This is a genomic window from Rhodopirellula maiorica SM1 (assembly GCF_000346295.1).
Classification (GTDB): Bacteria; Planctomycetota; Planctomycetia; order Pirellulales; family Pirellulaceae; genus Novipirellula; species Novipirellula maiorica.
Genome location: NZ_ANOG01000280.1, coordinates 1 through 16,421, shown reverse-complemented (window position 1 = coordinate 16,421; position 16,421 = coordinate 1). Strand labels below are relative to the sequence as shown.

General features: G+C 55.9%; 12 protein-coding genes. 4 read left to right on the top strand and 8 right to left on the bottom strand.

Annotated features, from left to right (window positions below):
* The 4 genes from RMSM_RS09100 to RMSM_RS09085 all read right to left on the bottom strand — a co-directional run.
* Nucleotides 1-235: SulP family inorganic anion transporter (locus RMSM_RS09100; RefSeq protein ID WP_040764936.1), on the bottom strand; the 235-nt coding region annotated here is incomplete at its 3' end.
* Nucleotides 236-607: 372 nt separating this feature from the next.
* Complete coding sequence (locus RMSM_RS09095; RefSeq protein ID WP_160168266.1) at nt 608-922, bottom strand: STAS domain-containing protein; 315 nt, start codon at nt 920-922, stop codon at nt 608-610.
* A gap of 269 nt (nt 923-1,191) precedes the next feature.
* Entirely contained in the window at nt 1,192-1,410 is a 219-nt protein-coding gene (locus RMSM_RS09090; RefSeq protein ID WP_008694482.1) for a hypothetical protein, read from the bottom strand.
* Between the two features lie 319 nt (nt 1,411-1,729).
* Nucleotides 1,730-4,600 carry a hypothetical protein gene (locus tag RMSM_RS09085; RefSeq protein WP_236622062.1) on the bottom strand — a complete coding sequence of 957 codons (2,871 nt, stop codon included), beginning with the start codon at nt 4,598-4,600 and terminating at the stop codon, nt 1,730-1,732.
* A gap of 419 nt (nt 4,601-5,019) precedes the next feature.
* Here RMSM_RS09085 and RMSM_RS09080 point away from each other — a divergent pair, with 419 nt between their 5' ends.
* Nucleotides 5,020-5,310 carry a hypothetical protein gene (locus tag RMSM_RS09080; RefSeq protein ID WP_008694477.1) on the top strand — a complete coding sequence of 97 codons (291 nt, stop codon included), beginning with the start codon at nt 5,020-5,022 and terminating at the stop codon, nt 5,308-5,310.
* Between the two features lie 23 nt (nt 5,311-5,333).
* On the opposite strand, the gene RMSM_RS09075 is transcribed toward RMSM_RS09080, so the two are convergent.
* Nucleotides 5,334-6,713 carry a sulfatase-like hydrolase/transferase gene (locus RMSM_RS09075; protein WP_236622061.1) on the bottom strand — a complete coding sequence of 460 codons (1,380 nt, stop codon included), beginning with the start codon at nt 6,711-6,713 and terminating at the stop codon, nt 5,334-5,336.
* Nucleotides 6,714-6,849: 136 nt separating this feature from the next.
* Complete coding sequence (locus tag RMSM_RS09070; RefSeq protein ID WP_008694470.1) at nt 6,850-8,340, bottom strand: sulfatase family protein; 1,491 nt, start codon at nt 8,338-8,340, stop codon at nt 6,850-6,852.
* 351 nt (nt 8,341-8,691) lie between these two features.
* On the opposite strand from RMSM_RS09070, the gene RMSM_RS09065 reads away from it, so the two are divergent.
* Together RMSM_RS09065 and RMSM_RS09060 are read left to right on the top strand one after the other, a co-directional pair.
* Nucleotides 8,692-11,388 carry a fibronectin type III domain-containing protein gene (locus RMSM_RS09065; protein WP_008694467.1) on the top strand — a complete coding sequence of 899 codons (2,697 nt, stop codon included), beginning with the start codon at nt 8,692-8,694 and terminating at the stop codon, nt 11,386-11,388.
* Between the two features lie 236 nt (nt 11,389-11,624).
* Entirely contained in the window at nt 11,625-11,816 is a 192-nt protein-coding gene (locus RMSM_RS09060) for a hypothetical protein (RefSeq protein WP_008694465.1), read from the top strand.
* Nucleotides 11,817-11,844: 28 nt separating this feature from the next.
* Here RMSM_RS09060 and RMSM_RS09055 read toward each other — a convergent pair whose 3' ends face one another.
* Nucleotides 11,845-14,670 carry an Hsp70 family protein gene (locus RMSM_RS09055; RefSeq protein ID WP_008694463.1) on the bottom strand — a complete coding sequence of 942 codons (2,826 nt, stop codon included), beginning with the start codon at nt 14,668-14,670 and terminating at the stop codon, nt 11,845-11,847.
* A gap of 158 nt (nt 14,671-14,828) precedes the next feature.
* Here RMSM_RS09055 and RMSM_RS09050 point away from each other — a divergent pair, with 158 nt between their 5' ends.
* Nucleotides 14,829-15,911: a sugar phosphate isomerase/epimerase family protein gene (locus RMSM_RS09050; protein ID WP_081614088.1), complete on the top strand. Its 1,083-nt coding sequence runs from the start codon at nt 14,829-14,831 to the stop codon at nt 15,909-15,911.
* Between the two features lie 312 nt (nt 15,912-16,223).
* On the opposite strand, the gene RMSM_RS40820 is transcribed toward RMSM_RS09050, so the two are convergent.
* Nucleotides 16,224-16,421, bottom strand: a 198-nt coding sequence (locus RMSM_RS40820) for a hypothetical protein (RefSeq protein WP_040764933.1), incomplete at its 5' end; no start/stop codon positions are given.

Below are 16,421 nucleotides of genomic sequence, written 5' to 3'. Positions count from 1 at the left end.
TGCCACGACGACCACGGCCATCGCACCGGTTGCCCCCGAAATCATCCCTGGACGCCCACCAAACGCAGCGGTGATCAAGCCAATAAAGAATAGCCGAGTAGAGACCGATAATCGGTGAAACGCCAGCGACAAACGCAAACGCAATCGCTTCGGGAACAAGGGCAAGCGCAACGGTCAAACCCGAAAGCAAGTCATCCTTGGCCGTCGCGGTTCGTGAGCGGAAAAAATTTAGCATGTCAGGTCAGAAATCGATCGGAATCGATTCGAGTAATGGGAAGGGACGTAAAGAACCGTCGCAGCTGAAATCCATGATTTCATCAAAACCGATCAGTCGACGGAGAAACCAGTGGCTTTGTAGTCGCGGACTATAATCCTCACCCGTTTTCCGTCAACATCGCTTGGGTGGCGAACCGGTAACCACAGCAAAGCCATATGCAATCGTTGATTGGGGTCAGCGTGAAGATCGTCCCCATTACATAAACGACGGGGGCGACATCAGGTCCAAACCGGTTGCGTTTGACGAATTGCCGCAAAATCGCAGATCACGATAAGAAAAGTTCTCGCGAGCCAGTCCGTTGATGTAGAGCAGGCTGTATTCGAAGAGCAATCAAGAGGGACTGGTATTCACGACGTGAAACATACGCTCCAGCCGTGTCACCGCAAAGACTTCTTGCACCGCTTCTCCCACTTCGGTGAGAATCAGCTTGACGCCCATTTTGCGTGCTTTGCGGTTGATTTCGATCAACTCGTTCACCCCCACGCTGCTAAGGCGGTCAACACCCCCGAGATCCAGCTTCAGCGTTTGTACCGATTGACTGGATTGTTCCTGGGATTCGGTTTGCCGGCGCATCCAGCGGACCAACTCTTGCGAGAGCTTTCTCGCGTTTTTTAGCGAGTTAAGTTGCTGGGTCGAACAAGTCACGGTTTGTTCGGAGCCATTGTTACTGCATGGCCCCTTTTCAATAGATGGATCGCGATGATTTTGGTTGGAGTGATTAACGGGGCTGCTTCCTAGATTGCTCATGCTTCTCTGTGTTTTTGTTTCGCAGAGGGGATTACCGATTCCCGGTAAGTTCGAGTAATTATACCCGATAATTCCGCAGCGTTCAACCAAAGGCACTGCGTCGTGCAGTCACATGCGATCGTCATCACAGACATATTTCGATCTCCGGTGCAGCCATTGTCCGCGTACTACGCCTTTTGTGGGGCATCAATTTCGTACAGCACGATGACGAACACGTCGCTTGCTGCGAAGCTGCTCAATGGACCGCCGGACATGTTAGGCGAACCGGCGATGTTGCCGGTAATCGAGATCACACGAGCACCGCTTTTACGCATCCAGCGGTTAATTTGATGCTCCATGTCCGCCATTTCCGTATCCACGCTTTTGAACATTTTTACTTGATGCATTGGACGTCCTCGTCGTAATTGGGGTTGAGCTAAAGTGGTTGAAATATTGTCGTCTTAAACCAACGCCCGCGAAAGATGTTCCGCGGGGCTGGCAACCGTTGTGAAGTATTTTTATCACAACAAGTTGTCCATTTTTGCCTAGCCGAAGCGAGAGGAGCCAGACTTTCCGAACTTACAAATCGCAGTTTCCCAAGGCACTGGGTAAGGCGTAGAACCCCGCCGCTGATGCGTCGCCGCTCATGAAAACCGAACAGCACCTGACGTGTTCCGCTAAAACAGCGTTCACCGCGATGACGATGATGATGCGGATCGCCGCATGTCAACGTGATTCAGCCTGCGGGGCGTCGTCGACAACCGCGGTGCTGAGGGGCCCGTTATTCAGGGGCTGGGTGCTGAAGGGCCGTGTGTTTAGGGGCCGCGTGTTCAGGGGCCGGAACGGTTTCGGCGGCGGTTCCTTTTCGGGCTGCCAAAGTCGCAGAGTCACTTCGTCAATCATCACTTCACCGTCGCCCATCAGTTCAAACATCACGCTGATGTCGGTTTCCTCGGTCGTTTGACGATACAGCCGGACGGGCGTCCACGCCGATCGGCCACGTACCAACAAACCCATTTCTTGGCCACCAATCGAATCATACACCAACACTCCTTGGTGCGGTCGACCAAAACCAATGGTTCGCACCAGGGCATCCATGCGAACTGCGGTATTCGCGGGGACGCGGACGGCGGGGCTGCGAATCTGGATGACGGTTCCCTCGTAACCGCCGGGCAGCGGGTCGTCGGCGATCGCGGTGGCGCGAGCCAGCAGGGCGCCGGGGCCCGCGTAGGATCCACGACTGGCAAACACGACTTCGCTTTTCGCTCGGCCCTCGAGTCGCTTGCCAAATTTCCAGCGTTCTTCGCTCAGTGATTCTGCAGTGTCCAAAGCTCCGGCGGTCAAAAAGTTTCGGCTCCAACCACGCTCTTGGGTCAACGGAAACCACATCGTTTGGACTTCGGCGGCGCCACAGTCGATCGGCGGACAACTGGTGGGCCGCGGCCAATCGGGCATCAGCGTCTCGGTTAACTGCCATTCACTGCGTAGTGCCCACGCATCCGCACGACGCGCCATTCGCAGCGTGGCGTCGGTGTCGCCGGCGCGGTACAGCGGTTCGGCTTCGGCCAGCGTTCGTCCCGCAACCCCGATCAAATCCATCGGTGCATTACGGTCGCCGACTTGCGACGCTAACACGGTTTGCCACTGGTTGCGAGTTTGTCGTACCAAATCACCGGCCAACTGCCAACGGTCCAGTGCCGCTTGGCGAGCAAACCGGGCAGCGGACTGGCTCAATTCACCACCCACGCTCGGATCGCTGCTGATCACAATGATCTCCGCTGCATCGGGTGACACAATCGACAACCGTGCTCCGGTCGCGGTGACGTCCGCGGCCAATCGTTGAGCGGTAAAATTTGTCAATCGCCAAATAGTCTTTTTCGAATCAGTCGGCGACAGGATCAACTCGAGTGTTTGCCCATCACCCGCCAAGACCTCTGAACCACGTGATGCTTTGGACGTCAACAAGACCACGTCGACATCGTCTTTTGATAACCGGCTGCAGTAATAGGGAGCTCCCGTCACCCGCAGCGGCGTCACCGGGGTCGCGCCGGCAATCCACGGTTCCAGCATGGCAATCACTCGATTCACGTAGCTCAGCGCCATGGATCGATGGGTGTCTAGTTCGGTGCCCGAGGCCAACGAGTGCGTCGAGCGGAAGAGGATGGCATGCGGCGAAATCTGCAGACTGCGCATCGTCTGTAGCCACATCGAGTGCCAGCGAAACCCGGTCGGTTGAGGGGCGCCAATTGAATCGGCAATCGCTTGTGTTTGTCGCAGTGTCCGTTCGGGCGGCATGCTCATCACGCCCGCAGCTGTTTGCACGCGGTCGCCGACGCGGCGGGAAAATTGAGCCATTTCCGCAACCTCCTCTTCGGCGGTCAAACCACGCGAGCGAATCGGCATGTCGTGCACCATCGCATCCATGATTGTCATATAACGCCGGAAACTTTCCGATGGCGCACCGACAATCGGCCGTTGCCACGGACTCGGAAAGCTGCGTAGCCGACGAGCCGTCAAATCGGCCGCATCGACTCGAGTCGAATCGAGAGCTTCGTTGTGACCGATGTACCACGCGGCAACCGGATGAAGCAGTGCTTGCAGTGACGGATCCGGTGCCGACGGCGCCGGTGCGTAAATGGTCATTCGCGTTTGTATCGCTTCATTCAATAGTAGCGCGTCGGGGGGCGAAGAAAGCTGGACGGCGTCGAAGCCGAGCGATCGGACCCACGCCAGCGGTTCGCCGTTGTGCTGTAGAATGCGAGTGATCTTGCCGTTGGGAAAGGCATTGTTGCGACTGGCGACCGCCGCGGTTGACGATCCCTCGGGATCGACGCGGCCGGATTGTTCACGATTCATCGCCGCAGCACCGCTGCGTTGATCACGGTCGCTGCCGCGTGAATCGGGTTGCGGCAGCGTCGCGCGAGAAACGTCACTGACGCTAACGATCCCGTCAACTCGCAACTCATCGAGTCGCAGCGCAGTGACGCCGACCCCGCTATAGGCATTCACCACCACGGCGTCGACGTAGGGATCTTTTAGATTGGCATCGGATCCATGCTCGCCACGCAGTGCCATTGTTTTCAGACGAAGCGGACGCTCGATCATGCCGATTCCGATCGTGGCAAATTGGCCCGAGTCGTTATAGCTAGCCCCGTACACGATCACGGACGCCGGTCGCCGCGATGGTTCGGGCCGCAAGTACGGAAAGCGAACGCGAAAGCCGATGCGGGCGCCGGGACGGGCACTCATCACTGCCATGTTCGCCGTCAATCCATCGATAGGCACGATTGGTTCGATCGGATAGGCCAAAACCGCTTCGGTGCCGTGCGTCGCGTTTAGGGTCACCACTTCGCATGCGCGGCCATCGATTCCCCCGTCGGGCAAATGTTGATGCGTCAGAATTCGAGCATCGCAATCCGAGGTGTCCAAGTGCCAACGCGGCGGATAGGCATCGAGCGAATCATACAATTGGGCATGGACACGCGGTACGCTTAACGCCAATCCCGCAACCGCAAAAACCAACCCGCCGAGCACAATGCGCAGGGTTTGCCAAGACGGTTTGACCGACGACGATTTGGATTCGGATTGCCTTGGCAAGGACATTGATCGTTGACCACCGAGCTCGAACGCGGAACAATCAGCCGCAGTTGCTCGTTCGTCCTTTGCCACAGTGAACTTCACCTGTGCGACAAACCGCTACCAGCAACTCACAGCCGAGATGTACGGCAAATGCGACAGCGTGTTGAAAAAAAAACACATCCCGTCGAAAGCCGTCTCTACAAACGTAAAACGTTCCCATACCAAGATTTAGGGCTTCAAGCCAAGAGGAAGTCGGTTGAAAAAATGCAACGTTGCATTTTGACATCATCGCCGGCCCAATCATCCTAAGTCATTGACTGGACGCGTCTTACGATCGAATCAGAACTCTCGGCCAGGGAATCGGCACTTCGCATGCGATGGATAGCAAAGCATTACAAGACACCACTTGCTGATTTCACTCTACGGAGCACAACCGAATGCCTAAGACCATTGGATCGACCAACAAGCAGAACGAAGACACTCCTGTAGAGCTGCAAGAGATGATCAACGCGATCAATTCACTTCCTGCACGTTATCGTGATGCAGTCGCTCCGGCATTGGACCGCGTGGTCGAGTGCAGCACCCGGCGTCGACGTATCTTGAACCTTGTGCAAGAAGCGTTGTCACAGCTTCGCTTGGACATGAAATACTTGATCTTCGATCTGGAAGCCACACGCCGCGAACGCGACTCGTACCGCGAGCAGCTCGAAGAACGCGGCCAAGGTTAATCCTTGCCCAGCAGCCGTGTCCGTCAATCGCTTGTTCCTTCCCTTCCTAGCATCTTTGTTGGGAAGGGCTCAGGTGGCCGCGGGCCGGTGGGAGTGATTTTCTCGAAGATGGAACCCAAGCGGGTTTTCACCGCGTTGATCGGCTCACTTTTCTGAGACACCGTTGATTCGGTTGGCAATTTGCGAGCGTCGACAAGTTTGTTGTCCTTGCGAAACAGACGCCACGAACCATCAAATAGATTCTCGCCCTTGCCCGCGATGCCATGATGCACCCATGTCCGTGGCGTGCCGGCACGACCATGGATTTGCGGGGCGATGCTGCGTCCATCGATTGAGAGCGACGCGGGGATCGCGGTCCCCGTCAATTCGCAGTACGTGGGAAAGAGGTCAACGACATCCACTAAATCGTCACACACGTCTCCGGCCGGCACCGACTTTGGCCCCCACACGATCAGTGGTACATGCGTGCCAGCATCGTTCAGTTGAAACTTGCCACCGTTGACGTTGCCCGCGATGGTATGGCGAGTGTGTTTGTGCTCATACGGTTGTCCTGAGTTTGGATTTTTGAAATCGACGTCGTGTGTGCCGTTGTCGCCCATGAACACGACATAGGTGTTGTCTCGGATTCCGAGCTCTTCCACGGCGTCCAACAAACGCCCCACCAATTTGTCCATGTAATGGATCATGTTTCCCAGCTGGGCTTGCCGCCCCAATGCTCGATCGTCTGGCGTTTCGATGATCGGATCATGCGGCAACAGTTCGTTGTGAAGAATGAAGAACGGTTTTCCAGCTGCTTTCGCCTCGGTCATTTGTTCAATGACGTAGTCGGCCAACACATCGGGACCAAACCGATCGGCAATGTCCTCGCGAACGTGCCCATCTTCGTTCAGCGTGGGATTCCAGTGCCGCAGCGTCTTTTTCCCATCACGCCAAATTTGCCAAATGCACCACGAATCAAAGCCCGCATCGCGGATATGATCCGGCCATACCTGAAGCGTTGCTAATTGCCACTTCCCCGTCACGCTTGTCGCATAGCCGCCCGCACGCAGCTGCTGAGCAAAAGTGGGCATCTTTTGGAAGTCGACCTTTTGCCCCGTCCCATGATGGACCGGCAGCACGCCGAGATGTCCGTGCCGAGTGGTATAGAGCCCGGTGTGCAAACTGACTCGCGATGGCGTGCACACAGGGCTGGCGTAGGCGCGGGTGAATCGTATCCCTGCCGCTGCCATCTGATCCAAACGAGGCGTTTTGAAATCCAGTCCGCCATAACAGTTCAACGCTTCATAGCCGATGTCGTCGGCATAGATCATCAAAACATTTGGCTTCTCGGCGGCTCTCAAACGGAGCGTGAACGCTGCGTGGCAGCCAAGCAGTACAACCATACAAAGTGCAATACGATTCATTCAGCTATTCTCAACATCAAAGTCATGGCGTAAGGATTGTTCGCCGCGTCTTCTCAAAAATGTCGTCTCGATAACAAGCCGACATGTTCAAACGCCGCAGGCAGGAGTCATCTGTTGCAATCGAACCCGTCGAAACTCACTTTCGTTTCGTTTTGAAGTATCGAGCGTACTCCCAACGATCCTTCCACTGGTCAAAGAACGGTTTGTATTCCTCGACTTCGGTCCACCATCGAGGCTGGGGGTGATTGGGATCGACTTGGCCCTTGGGATAGTCTTTTCCCGCAACGCTTGCTTCGACCGATTCGTTCCAAGCGAGAAGTGCCTTCTGCATTCGCTTTGCCACTTGCGGATGCTGTGCCGTGACGTCGGTGGTTTCCGTAGGATCGTTTTCCAAGTCATAGAGCAAGAACTTGGATCGATCCAAATTTTCCGCCAACAATTTGAATTGATTGTCGACCAACGCCGCCTTTTTCGCGAAACGAAAGGGGATCGGTTTTTCACGAGGTCCCTGTTCTTCTTGAAACAGCGGCTCTAGGCTAACGCCATCCAGCTCATTCGGTGCGACCGATTCGTCGAGCGACAGTAGGTCGACGAGCGTCGGAAAGATGTCCATCGTACAGGCGGGATAGCTCGTGACGCGTGGTTCGATCATCGCAGGCCACTCGATGATCGCGGGGACACGCAGTCCGCCCTCAAACAAACTTCCCTTATGGCCTCGCAGTCCACCGACGGTATCTGGCTTGATTTTTGGCAATCCGCCATTGTCGCTGCAGTACCACACCAACGTGTTCTCGGCGATGCCAAGTCGTCGTAGCGAGTCTCGCAGCGTGCCGATGCTGCGGTCCATCGCCACCAATTCGCCGTAGTGGTGCCGCGAATCTTTGTCGAGTGATGCAAAGGATTTCAAGTCATCGTCATTGGCCAACCAAGGCGAATGGGGTGACCCGAACCAGACGACGGTAAAGAACGGCTGGTTTGTTTTAGATTGTCGCGAAATAAAATCGATTGCTTCGGTCATCGCCACGTCCGACGAATCGCCGGTGAATTGTTCGAACTTCCCACGTCGACTCATCAGCGGATCGCGATCAAAAAAATTGGTGACCGAAACCCATTGGTCGAATCCAAAATGTCCGGGATGATGGGTGTCGGTATGCAGTACAGGGACCCCGGCACCACGCATTCCATTGAGATGCCATTTGCCAAAGTGACCGGTGACATATCCGGCATCCTTCAGCACATTGGCGATCGATGTTTCTTGTAAACGCAAAGCAAACCCGTGCGATTGTACCCCGGTGCGATCATTCGATCGTCCCGTCAAAACACTCGCCCGCGTCGGTGAACAGACCGGAGCCCCGGCATAGAAGCGATCCAGACGCAAGCCGCCCTCTGCCATCGCATCCAGATTCGGTGTCTTCAATACCGGATGATTGTAGTAGCCCGTTTGCCCCCATCCTTGGTCGTCGGTCATCACCAACACGATGTTCGGTTGTGATGGCGATTTCGCATTGGTCTGCGGTTGGTCGTCGGCATGACTGTGGCCGACCCATCCGGACGCCGCAATCGACAACGAAACGCAAAGGATGAAACGAAATGGGGAACGAAGCCTAATTTGGGTTGGGGATCGCATATTGGTTTCTCAGGCGGGACGTTATTCGTGTGGTCACAGCGTAGCATGAACGGAGTCGCGGTGCAGATGCGAAACAGCAAATGAGCGAGGCACTTGGCTGTTGGGCCGAACGAAGTGGGTTGAACGAAGCGAACACCTCGATACAACAAGTTCACATGATTGGTGTGGAAACGGTGTCGGCGGGCACGACCATCACAACGTTCCGGTACAATTTAGCACCAATGGCAGCACTGAAGAATCGTGATCTGCGTTGCGGTCGGGGTAAAGCCCGAAAATGGATTCGCTGTGATTCCTGGGCTGCCGTATTTTTCAGTGTTCCCCTTTCCTATCGTTGCGAAGGCACGTCTTACCATGCGGATTCTGTTTGCTCTGTTGTCGCTAGTCTTGCTCGCTGCAACCAAAACCGACGCGGGTGATTTGATCTCATTGCCGGTGACAAAAGACAACTCGATTGTGATGGTCGATGGCGAGTGGACTGAGAACGCGGGACAGCAGGGGCAGATCCGTGTCAAAGGCAACCAGCATATCGTTGCCATGGCGTTTGACATGTCGGCCATCGCGGGGAAACGAGTCAAGCAGGCCGCGCTGGTTTGCGTTCAGGGGCAAGAAACCATATCCGGCGTCACGCTGTCGACGATTGCCAGTCGCTGGGACGAAACTCGATCCAACGGTCTGACCGCGGGTATTGAAGGGGTAGGCGGCTGGGGATACTTGGGCGGTCGGTTTCCGGCGGTCTGCGGTGGGAACGGCTTCACGCGGGTTCACCAAACGAAATCATTGATTCGGGATGGCAGGTACCACTGGGACGTACCAGCCGACATGGTCCATGCGATGGCGATTGGTGTCGCCGATGGTTTGGCCATTCATGAACACGACACCGACTATCGGCGCAACCCTACCATTTTCTCGCATCAGCAATCGGGCAAGAAACCCTATCTGCTTGTCGAACTCGACGATTCGGCTGAGGCGGATCCCGATCCGGCTACGAATCTGCGGTTAAAGGCGGTAGACGACAAATCCGCTCGTCTGACGCTGACATCGCCGACGCAGGGATTTGCCTATGAAGTCACCGTGGATGGTCATTCGCTCGGTCGACACAATATTCCACTCGTGCGGCCCGGACACTCGCAAACCATTCCGCTTCGTGACCTGCCTCCGTCGATCACCACCGACCAAGCGTATGAAATCAGGGTCGTGACGCTCAGTCGCACTGGCCAGCGTTCGCCGGCTGCGGTGCTGCGTAGCGTGATCCTGAAGTCCGCACCTGTCGTTCGCCCGCCGCTAGCGTTTGCTCCGCCGCACCCGTCGCCAATCAACGGGCTGAGTGTGATTCCGGTTACGGATAAGTTTGATGCGTCCGGCGAGGCTGTGGGAGAGCTTCCGGAAAACTATCGGACTCACAATCCAATCTTCGACGGCAGACAAGTTCGGCTGACCGCTGCGGCGGGCGAAGTCGTCGGATTCCAGTTGTTGCTACGAGGCGACGTCGGAAAACCGGTCGCCGTGAAAGTGGATATGGAGTCACCTGAGACGCGTGTCGATTTACATCACGCGCTCTACGTGCCAGCAAACGGACGCAGGATTCCCGATCCGCTGCTGCCGCTGCCTGAAACGGTGACGCTGCAATCAAATAGGGATCAATGCATTGTTGCCGATATTTACATTCCTTTCGATTCATCACCAGGTGTTCGCAGAGGGCAAATCACTATTTCCGACGGTCGCGTCGTGCCGTTGTCGATCAATGTTCTTCCCTTTGCACTGCCTCGGCAAGCGACATTCTTATGCGAAATGAATGGCTATGGGCTGCCCGATCACGTCAATGATTACTACGCATTGCAGCAAATTGCCTACGACCACCGCGTGCATGCCAATATCTTGCATTACTCGCACAATACGGCAGCCCCGGGTTCAAGGAAAAGCAACCTTGATATGCGTCTTCGTTCCGGGCGACGAATGGACAACAAACGGTACGATGCTATTCAGCCAGATTCCAAAACGGGATACTGGGACGATTTTGTGGAAGCCTTCGGGCCTTACATCGATGGTTCGCTGTTCCAAGACGGCCATCGTGGGCCGATCCCGGCGCCGGGATTTTACCTGACGTTTCACGAAAGCTGGCCGCTGAATTGCCGAGCCTACTTCAATGGCAATCCGGATGCGTACCAAGCGTTTCAAGCACACCCCGAGTATGCTCGAACGTATGTCAATGTGTTGCAGGATTTTGCCAGACTTGCCGATGCCAACGGTTGGAAGCAAACCGGATTTCAAGTGTATTTCAATAACAAGGGATCGCTTGACGAAAAGACAAAGGCTCCGTGGATTTTGGATGAGCCGACGAGCTATTGGGATTACCGCGCATTGCGGTTTTATGGTGAACTGACCGATCGCGGCCGTGACGTCGCAGCAGATGTGCAAATCGATTATCGCATCGACATCTCGCGTCCCGAATATTGCCGAGGCCAGTTGGGCGGGCGAGATGATCTATGGGTTGTATCCTCGGCGGCTTTCCAAAACTATCGTCGTCTGGTCACCGACCGCATCGATCGAGATGGATTGAAGGCGTGGGTTTATGGCACGACGAATCACGTCCACGAATCCAATCGTAACGTCCAGGCCTGGGCTTTGGACGCTTGGCAATACGGAGCGACCGGCATCGTTCCCTGGCAAACGGTCAACAAAAACGGTAGTGCATTGAAAGAGGCGGATCAATTAGGAGTGTTCATCTTTGACAAAGATCCTGCAGGGCAAACGGTCGTTCGACATTCGATGCGACTGAAAGCTTATCGAGATGCCCAGCAATTGATCGAGTACCTGAACCTTCTACAGCAGCAACGAGGGTGGACACAGCAGCAGATGCGACGTTTTGTCAGCCAATACGTCGACCTGAACGCCCAGGTTCACAAAACCAACGATGCGGACGCGGGAACATCGGCATACGGCCGGCTCTCAGCCGCAGGGCTAGAGAGTCTTCGCATCGCGACGGCACGGCTGTTGGTAGCGGGTCAAAACAATCCGCCCATCGACCAAGATCCAGCAACGCGGCGATAAAGCCAAAAGTCGCTGAACGCACATCTTCCCAACACCCTAACTTCGTCGAGCGGGGAAAGGTGAGAGAAAATGTGGATAGGGCTAAGGCTAGTGGGCAGTGCTTATGCCGCCGGGACAAGCCCGAATGGCATAACGTAACTTTGCTTGCTGCCTACCCGAGCGATGGTCGAAATGCATGGCGGGATCGGGTAGGATCTTGGCCACGACCCTTTCTGGACGCACATTTAAATCGAAATATGATGGATCCTAACGCCTCACCGGAAACACAATCGTCATCGGATTCCGTACCCACGACGTGGGAAAAGTATCGGCCTCATGTGATTTCCGCGGTGCTGCTCGTCGTGCTCGGCGGGATCGCCGTGGCAATGATGAGCGGCGGCGGTGAACGACGAAGAGCAGCCGAACCGATGGAAATTCGCGACCGTTGAACGGCCGCTGCGGGCTGCGATGTTAAAACTATCGCACCAGCCGGATTCCTAGCGGCAATGAGTCTCCGAAAATCGCCGCCTCTTCTTCGCTTTCCAGCCGCCCGATGGTCTTTAGTAATTCGAGGTAATGAGCCGGTGCGGATCTGGCAGCAAGGTACTCGATCACTTCCTCTCGCACTTGCGGTGCTAAATCGCGATAGCGGTCTCCGGTCAAACGAGCGATCTGTACTAACGCCAACATCCAAACCGATTCATGCGCTGTCGTGTCGGTGTTGCGGTCCAGCAGAATCAGCGACTCGATCCAGTTTGCGATTTCGTTTGCCGCCACGCATCCATTCAAGGGACCATACAGCGGTTGACGACTGCCCAAACGCCCGATCGCCCATAACAATGCATGGCGGATCTTTTCGTTCTTCTTGTGCGAAACGGCGTCGATCGCGACGCGTCCCAACGTGACTTTGTCGTTGACCGACAAACGTTCCAGCGATCCGATCAATCGCCATGCTTCGGCAGCTTCGTGAGGCTCGACCTTTCGCGAACGGTTTTTCAGAGCACTGATCCATGGCGCGGCCAACTGCGCTTGTTGGCCTGCGGTCAATCCGCCTGAGATCCGTCGCCACAAGATCATCGATTCGGTACGTGATGCGGCCGCCGGGAACACCAATTTGTTGTGCACTGCACGCCACACTTGCGAGACACGCCAATCATCGACCGCGACACCATAGCCGGGCCGCAAACAGAAGCCGACAAGATTCAGCCAGCGTGATTCGTGCTGTGGTGATTGACGACGTCCTGATTGATTATCTAGCAGAAATTGCCACTGATCTCGCAACAGTGACGGCGGCCACTCGTTGCGATGCGTTTCAGTGATCTGCTGCAACTGTTTGACCAATTGATTGGGCTTTAGCTTTGTCGTTGATTCACCAAACACACTTTCGATCGCCGCGGCGCACCGAGTCACGGTGTCTGAGTCGACGATCCCGTGTGCTTCGCCGAGCCCCGTATGGGCATCGCGATCGGTTTCCAGCGTGCTGCGAATATCGAACTCTAATCGCCAACGTTTGCTCGATTCGGCGTCGACGCAGTACAGCCCGACCGTGCCGATCTCACTCAACTCGGCTTCGATGACGACATTGATCGTTTCGTCCTTGCGTCGCTTGCCTTGCACCAATGCCGTGCAGATCGGTGGTAACGGAGAAAATTCTTTGCGATCGATTTCGATCAACGTTCCGACCGCATCGGCCAATCGCGTGCTGCTAACCCACAACGGAAACTGCACCGGTGCGCCGATCTGCAATTCCAACGGATGTTCATCGGCGCGAAATCGCTGGCCAGCTTCTGCCGTGCCTGGGATCAAACACAATCCTCGCGGCGGATTATCGGCGACTTGCATGTAATACGATCGCCCCAGATTCGCGGCGATGCGAACGCCATGCCCACGACGGACGCCCGCATAGTAGGCCGCTCCTTGCGCGACCGCCAAATCGAGTCGCGGCGAATCGAGGACGCGGGGTTGCCAGTCCTCGTTGTCCTCGGCGAACCATCGCGACAACGATTCGACGATCCGCTGGCGAACTGCTGGTGCCGACATCACTCCGCCGTTGAAAAGCACTAGCGCTGGTCGTTCCGCCGAATCATCGTCTTGTTCATCCAGTCCCGTCCGACGGTGCGTGTTTAGAAATTCGGCCAGATGTCGCGTGATCGCCGCATCCGCCGCGTAAGGCAAGCCGAACTCTTGGAATCCACTGTCACCTGCGATTGCGGTCGCGTCCAGATCAACCTTAGGAAAGAATCCGTCCATCAAAGTGGCATCGATCTCGGCTGCGGTGACTTCGACCTGGATGCTGCCACCGACTAATTGTGAACCTTCGGAGGGCAGATTGATCGTGTAGGATTCGGGACGATCGTTTTGCAGCATTGTTTCTTTGACAGTCCGCGACACCTGGACCAAACGATCCCATTGGCTCGGTGACAAAGCGTGGCTTGCGCCCGAAGCGATGATTTTTGCTTCGGCGAGCTTTGCCACCGCCAAATCCAAATTGTCACCCCCGAGAATCAAGTGATCGCCGACAGCGACGCGGTGAAATTGAATTTGGTCTCCCGATTCCCCCGCCGCGCGAACGCGGATCAATGTCAGGTCGGTCGTGCCGCCGCCGATATCGCAGACCAAGATCAACTGGCCCGGTTGCACACTGGTTTGCCATTGGTCCTGCTGGCGGTCGATCCAGGCATAGAATGCGGCTTGCGGTTCTTCGATCAAATAGACTCGCGACAACCCCGCTTTTTTGGCTGCTGCGACCGTTAATTCTCTCGCCACCTCGTCAAACGACGCCGGCAACGTGATCACCACATCTTGCTGAGCTAGCGGGTCATCGGGATGCGTGTGGTCCCACGCGGATCGCAGGTGTTTTAAATAACGTGCCGATGCGTCCACCGGCGACAAGCGGCTGACGTCGGCGTCACCGTGCCATGGCAACAAATCGGCGGTGCGATCGACCCCTTCGTGCGAGAGCCAGCTTTTGGCGGATGCCGCTCGCCGGCCTGGGTGACGATGCCCCGCATCCCGCGCCAGCACTCCGACGCAATAGGGCGTGGCGTCGTCTTGCCAAGCCAGTCGGTGCCCGCCGGCTGATTCGTCGTGCGTCAATTCATAGTGAAACGATGGCAGCGTTTCGCGATTCTCGCATTGACCAAAATCAATCCACTGAGCGATCGAGAACGTCTCGGTGGACCAGGGTTCCTTTTCCGTATCAATGAAACACAGAGCACAGTTGGTCGTCCCTAGATCGATGCCGACCACGTAGCGTGATGGTTGGGGGGCGAGTTCGTCAGCGATGGAATCAGAATTTGACACAACGAGTCGGTTAATGAGGGAAGTTTCTTGCCGTGCTGACAATTTGCGGTTCAGACACTGGCGGGATGTCCGTCGACGGGGCGTTTCAGGTTATACTGCGTTCGCAATTTCTGCCATCCGCTGCCCTATCGATCCTCCATTCCCGAGCAACTTTGATTATGACGGATTTCGCCTCCCCAACTGATTGTGATGCTCCAGCGGCAAGTTCGACAAAGGCTGCACCGATCGCGAGGCAAGTTGCCGTATTGCCGCGGCGTTGCAATCGCCGTCAAGCGGTCGCAGGAGCGATTGCGACCGCAACCGCATTGGTGGGGGCCGGGGCCAACGCCGCTTCCCCTCAGAGCGAGGGGCAAAAGGTTGACTCTTTGCCGAACAGCGATCAATCCGCCAAATCCAGCTCTCGAAAGAGCAATCCGATTGCGGTGTCGACCTATTCCTATTGGCGGTACCGCGACGACAGCAAATTGTCGATCGAGGAGTGTGTTGATTTGGCCGCGGACGCCGGGTTCGACGCTGTCGAGATTCTGCATGTCCAAATGCAAGACGAATCCAATGCGACGCTGCAACGGATCAAACAGCGAGCCTTTCGCCAAGGTCTGTCGTTGTGCGGACTATCGACCCACCAATCGTTCGTTTCGCCGGACGCTGCAAAACGTCAAGAAGCGATCGACCATACCAATCATTGCATCGAGCTTGCCTACGCCATGGGGATTCCCACCATCCGCGTCAACACCGGGCGTTGGGGAACTTCGGGCAGCTTCGATGAACTGATGGAAAACAAAGGGATTGAGCCGAGGTTAGAGGGATACACCGATGACGACGGATTCAAATGGGTGCGTGATTCACTCGAGCAATGTTTAGCCACTGCAGAGAAATGTGGCGTCGTGATGGGGCTGGAAAATCACTGGGGGCTTGGCCGCACCGCCGATGGGGTTCTGCGGGTGGTCGGTGAGGTCGATTCGCCCTGGCTGCGAGTCACGCTGGACACCGGCAATTTCCTCGAAGATCAGTATTCCCAATACGAAAAACTCGCTCCAGAGGCGGTCTTTGTCCAAGCAAAAACCTACTACGGGGGCGGTACTTGGTACACGCTGGAGATCGACTACGCTAAAGTCGCGGCGATTCTAAAGGCGGCCAACTATCGCGGCTACATCTCGCTCGAATTCGAAGGCAAAGAGGCTCACGAGACCGCGATTCCCAAAAGTCTTGAGATGCTCCGCAGCGTGTTTGCCAACGCGTAGCTAGCGAATTCACGGTAGCGAAAGTCGCAGAAACTTTCGTCCACGCGAGTCAAACCGAAACTCTCTCGAGTATCGCTACGAATAAATGCTTCACGGCGTTGCGTTTGGGCGTTATCGGGCTGCTGATTTAATGAGCTGCTGATTTAATGAGCTGCTCGCGCGTCAGCGGCCGGGTTCCACGCATGACCCGGTGCCTTACGGCACTCGGCTCAATAATGCGATTTGCAATTCGATTGAATCAACAAGCCGCTAGCGGCTAATATGCGGCAGGACTCCTGACCAGCTGCTTAGACCGTCTGCAGCGCTTGAGTCCTAATTGCGATGGACCGCTTCGGAAAAACGTGGTTGGGGCATGCCGACGATGCGTTTGGACATGCGACTTGCCAGCACTTTTGCATCGAGATGCTCGTCCATCGTGAACGGACGTCGATTAGGCAACCGCCGCAATTCGAGCGTCCCTAAGAATGCGATGCCATCGGACAACGCGATCTTGATAGATAGCGGTGCAGT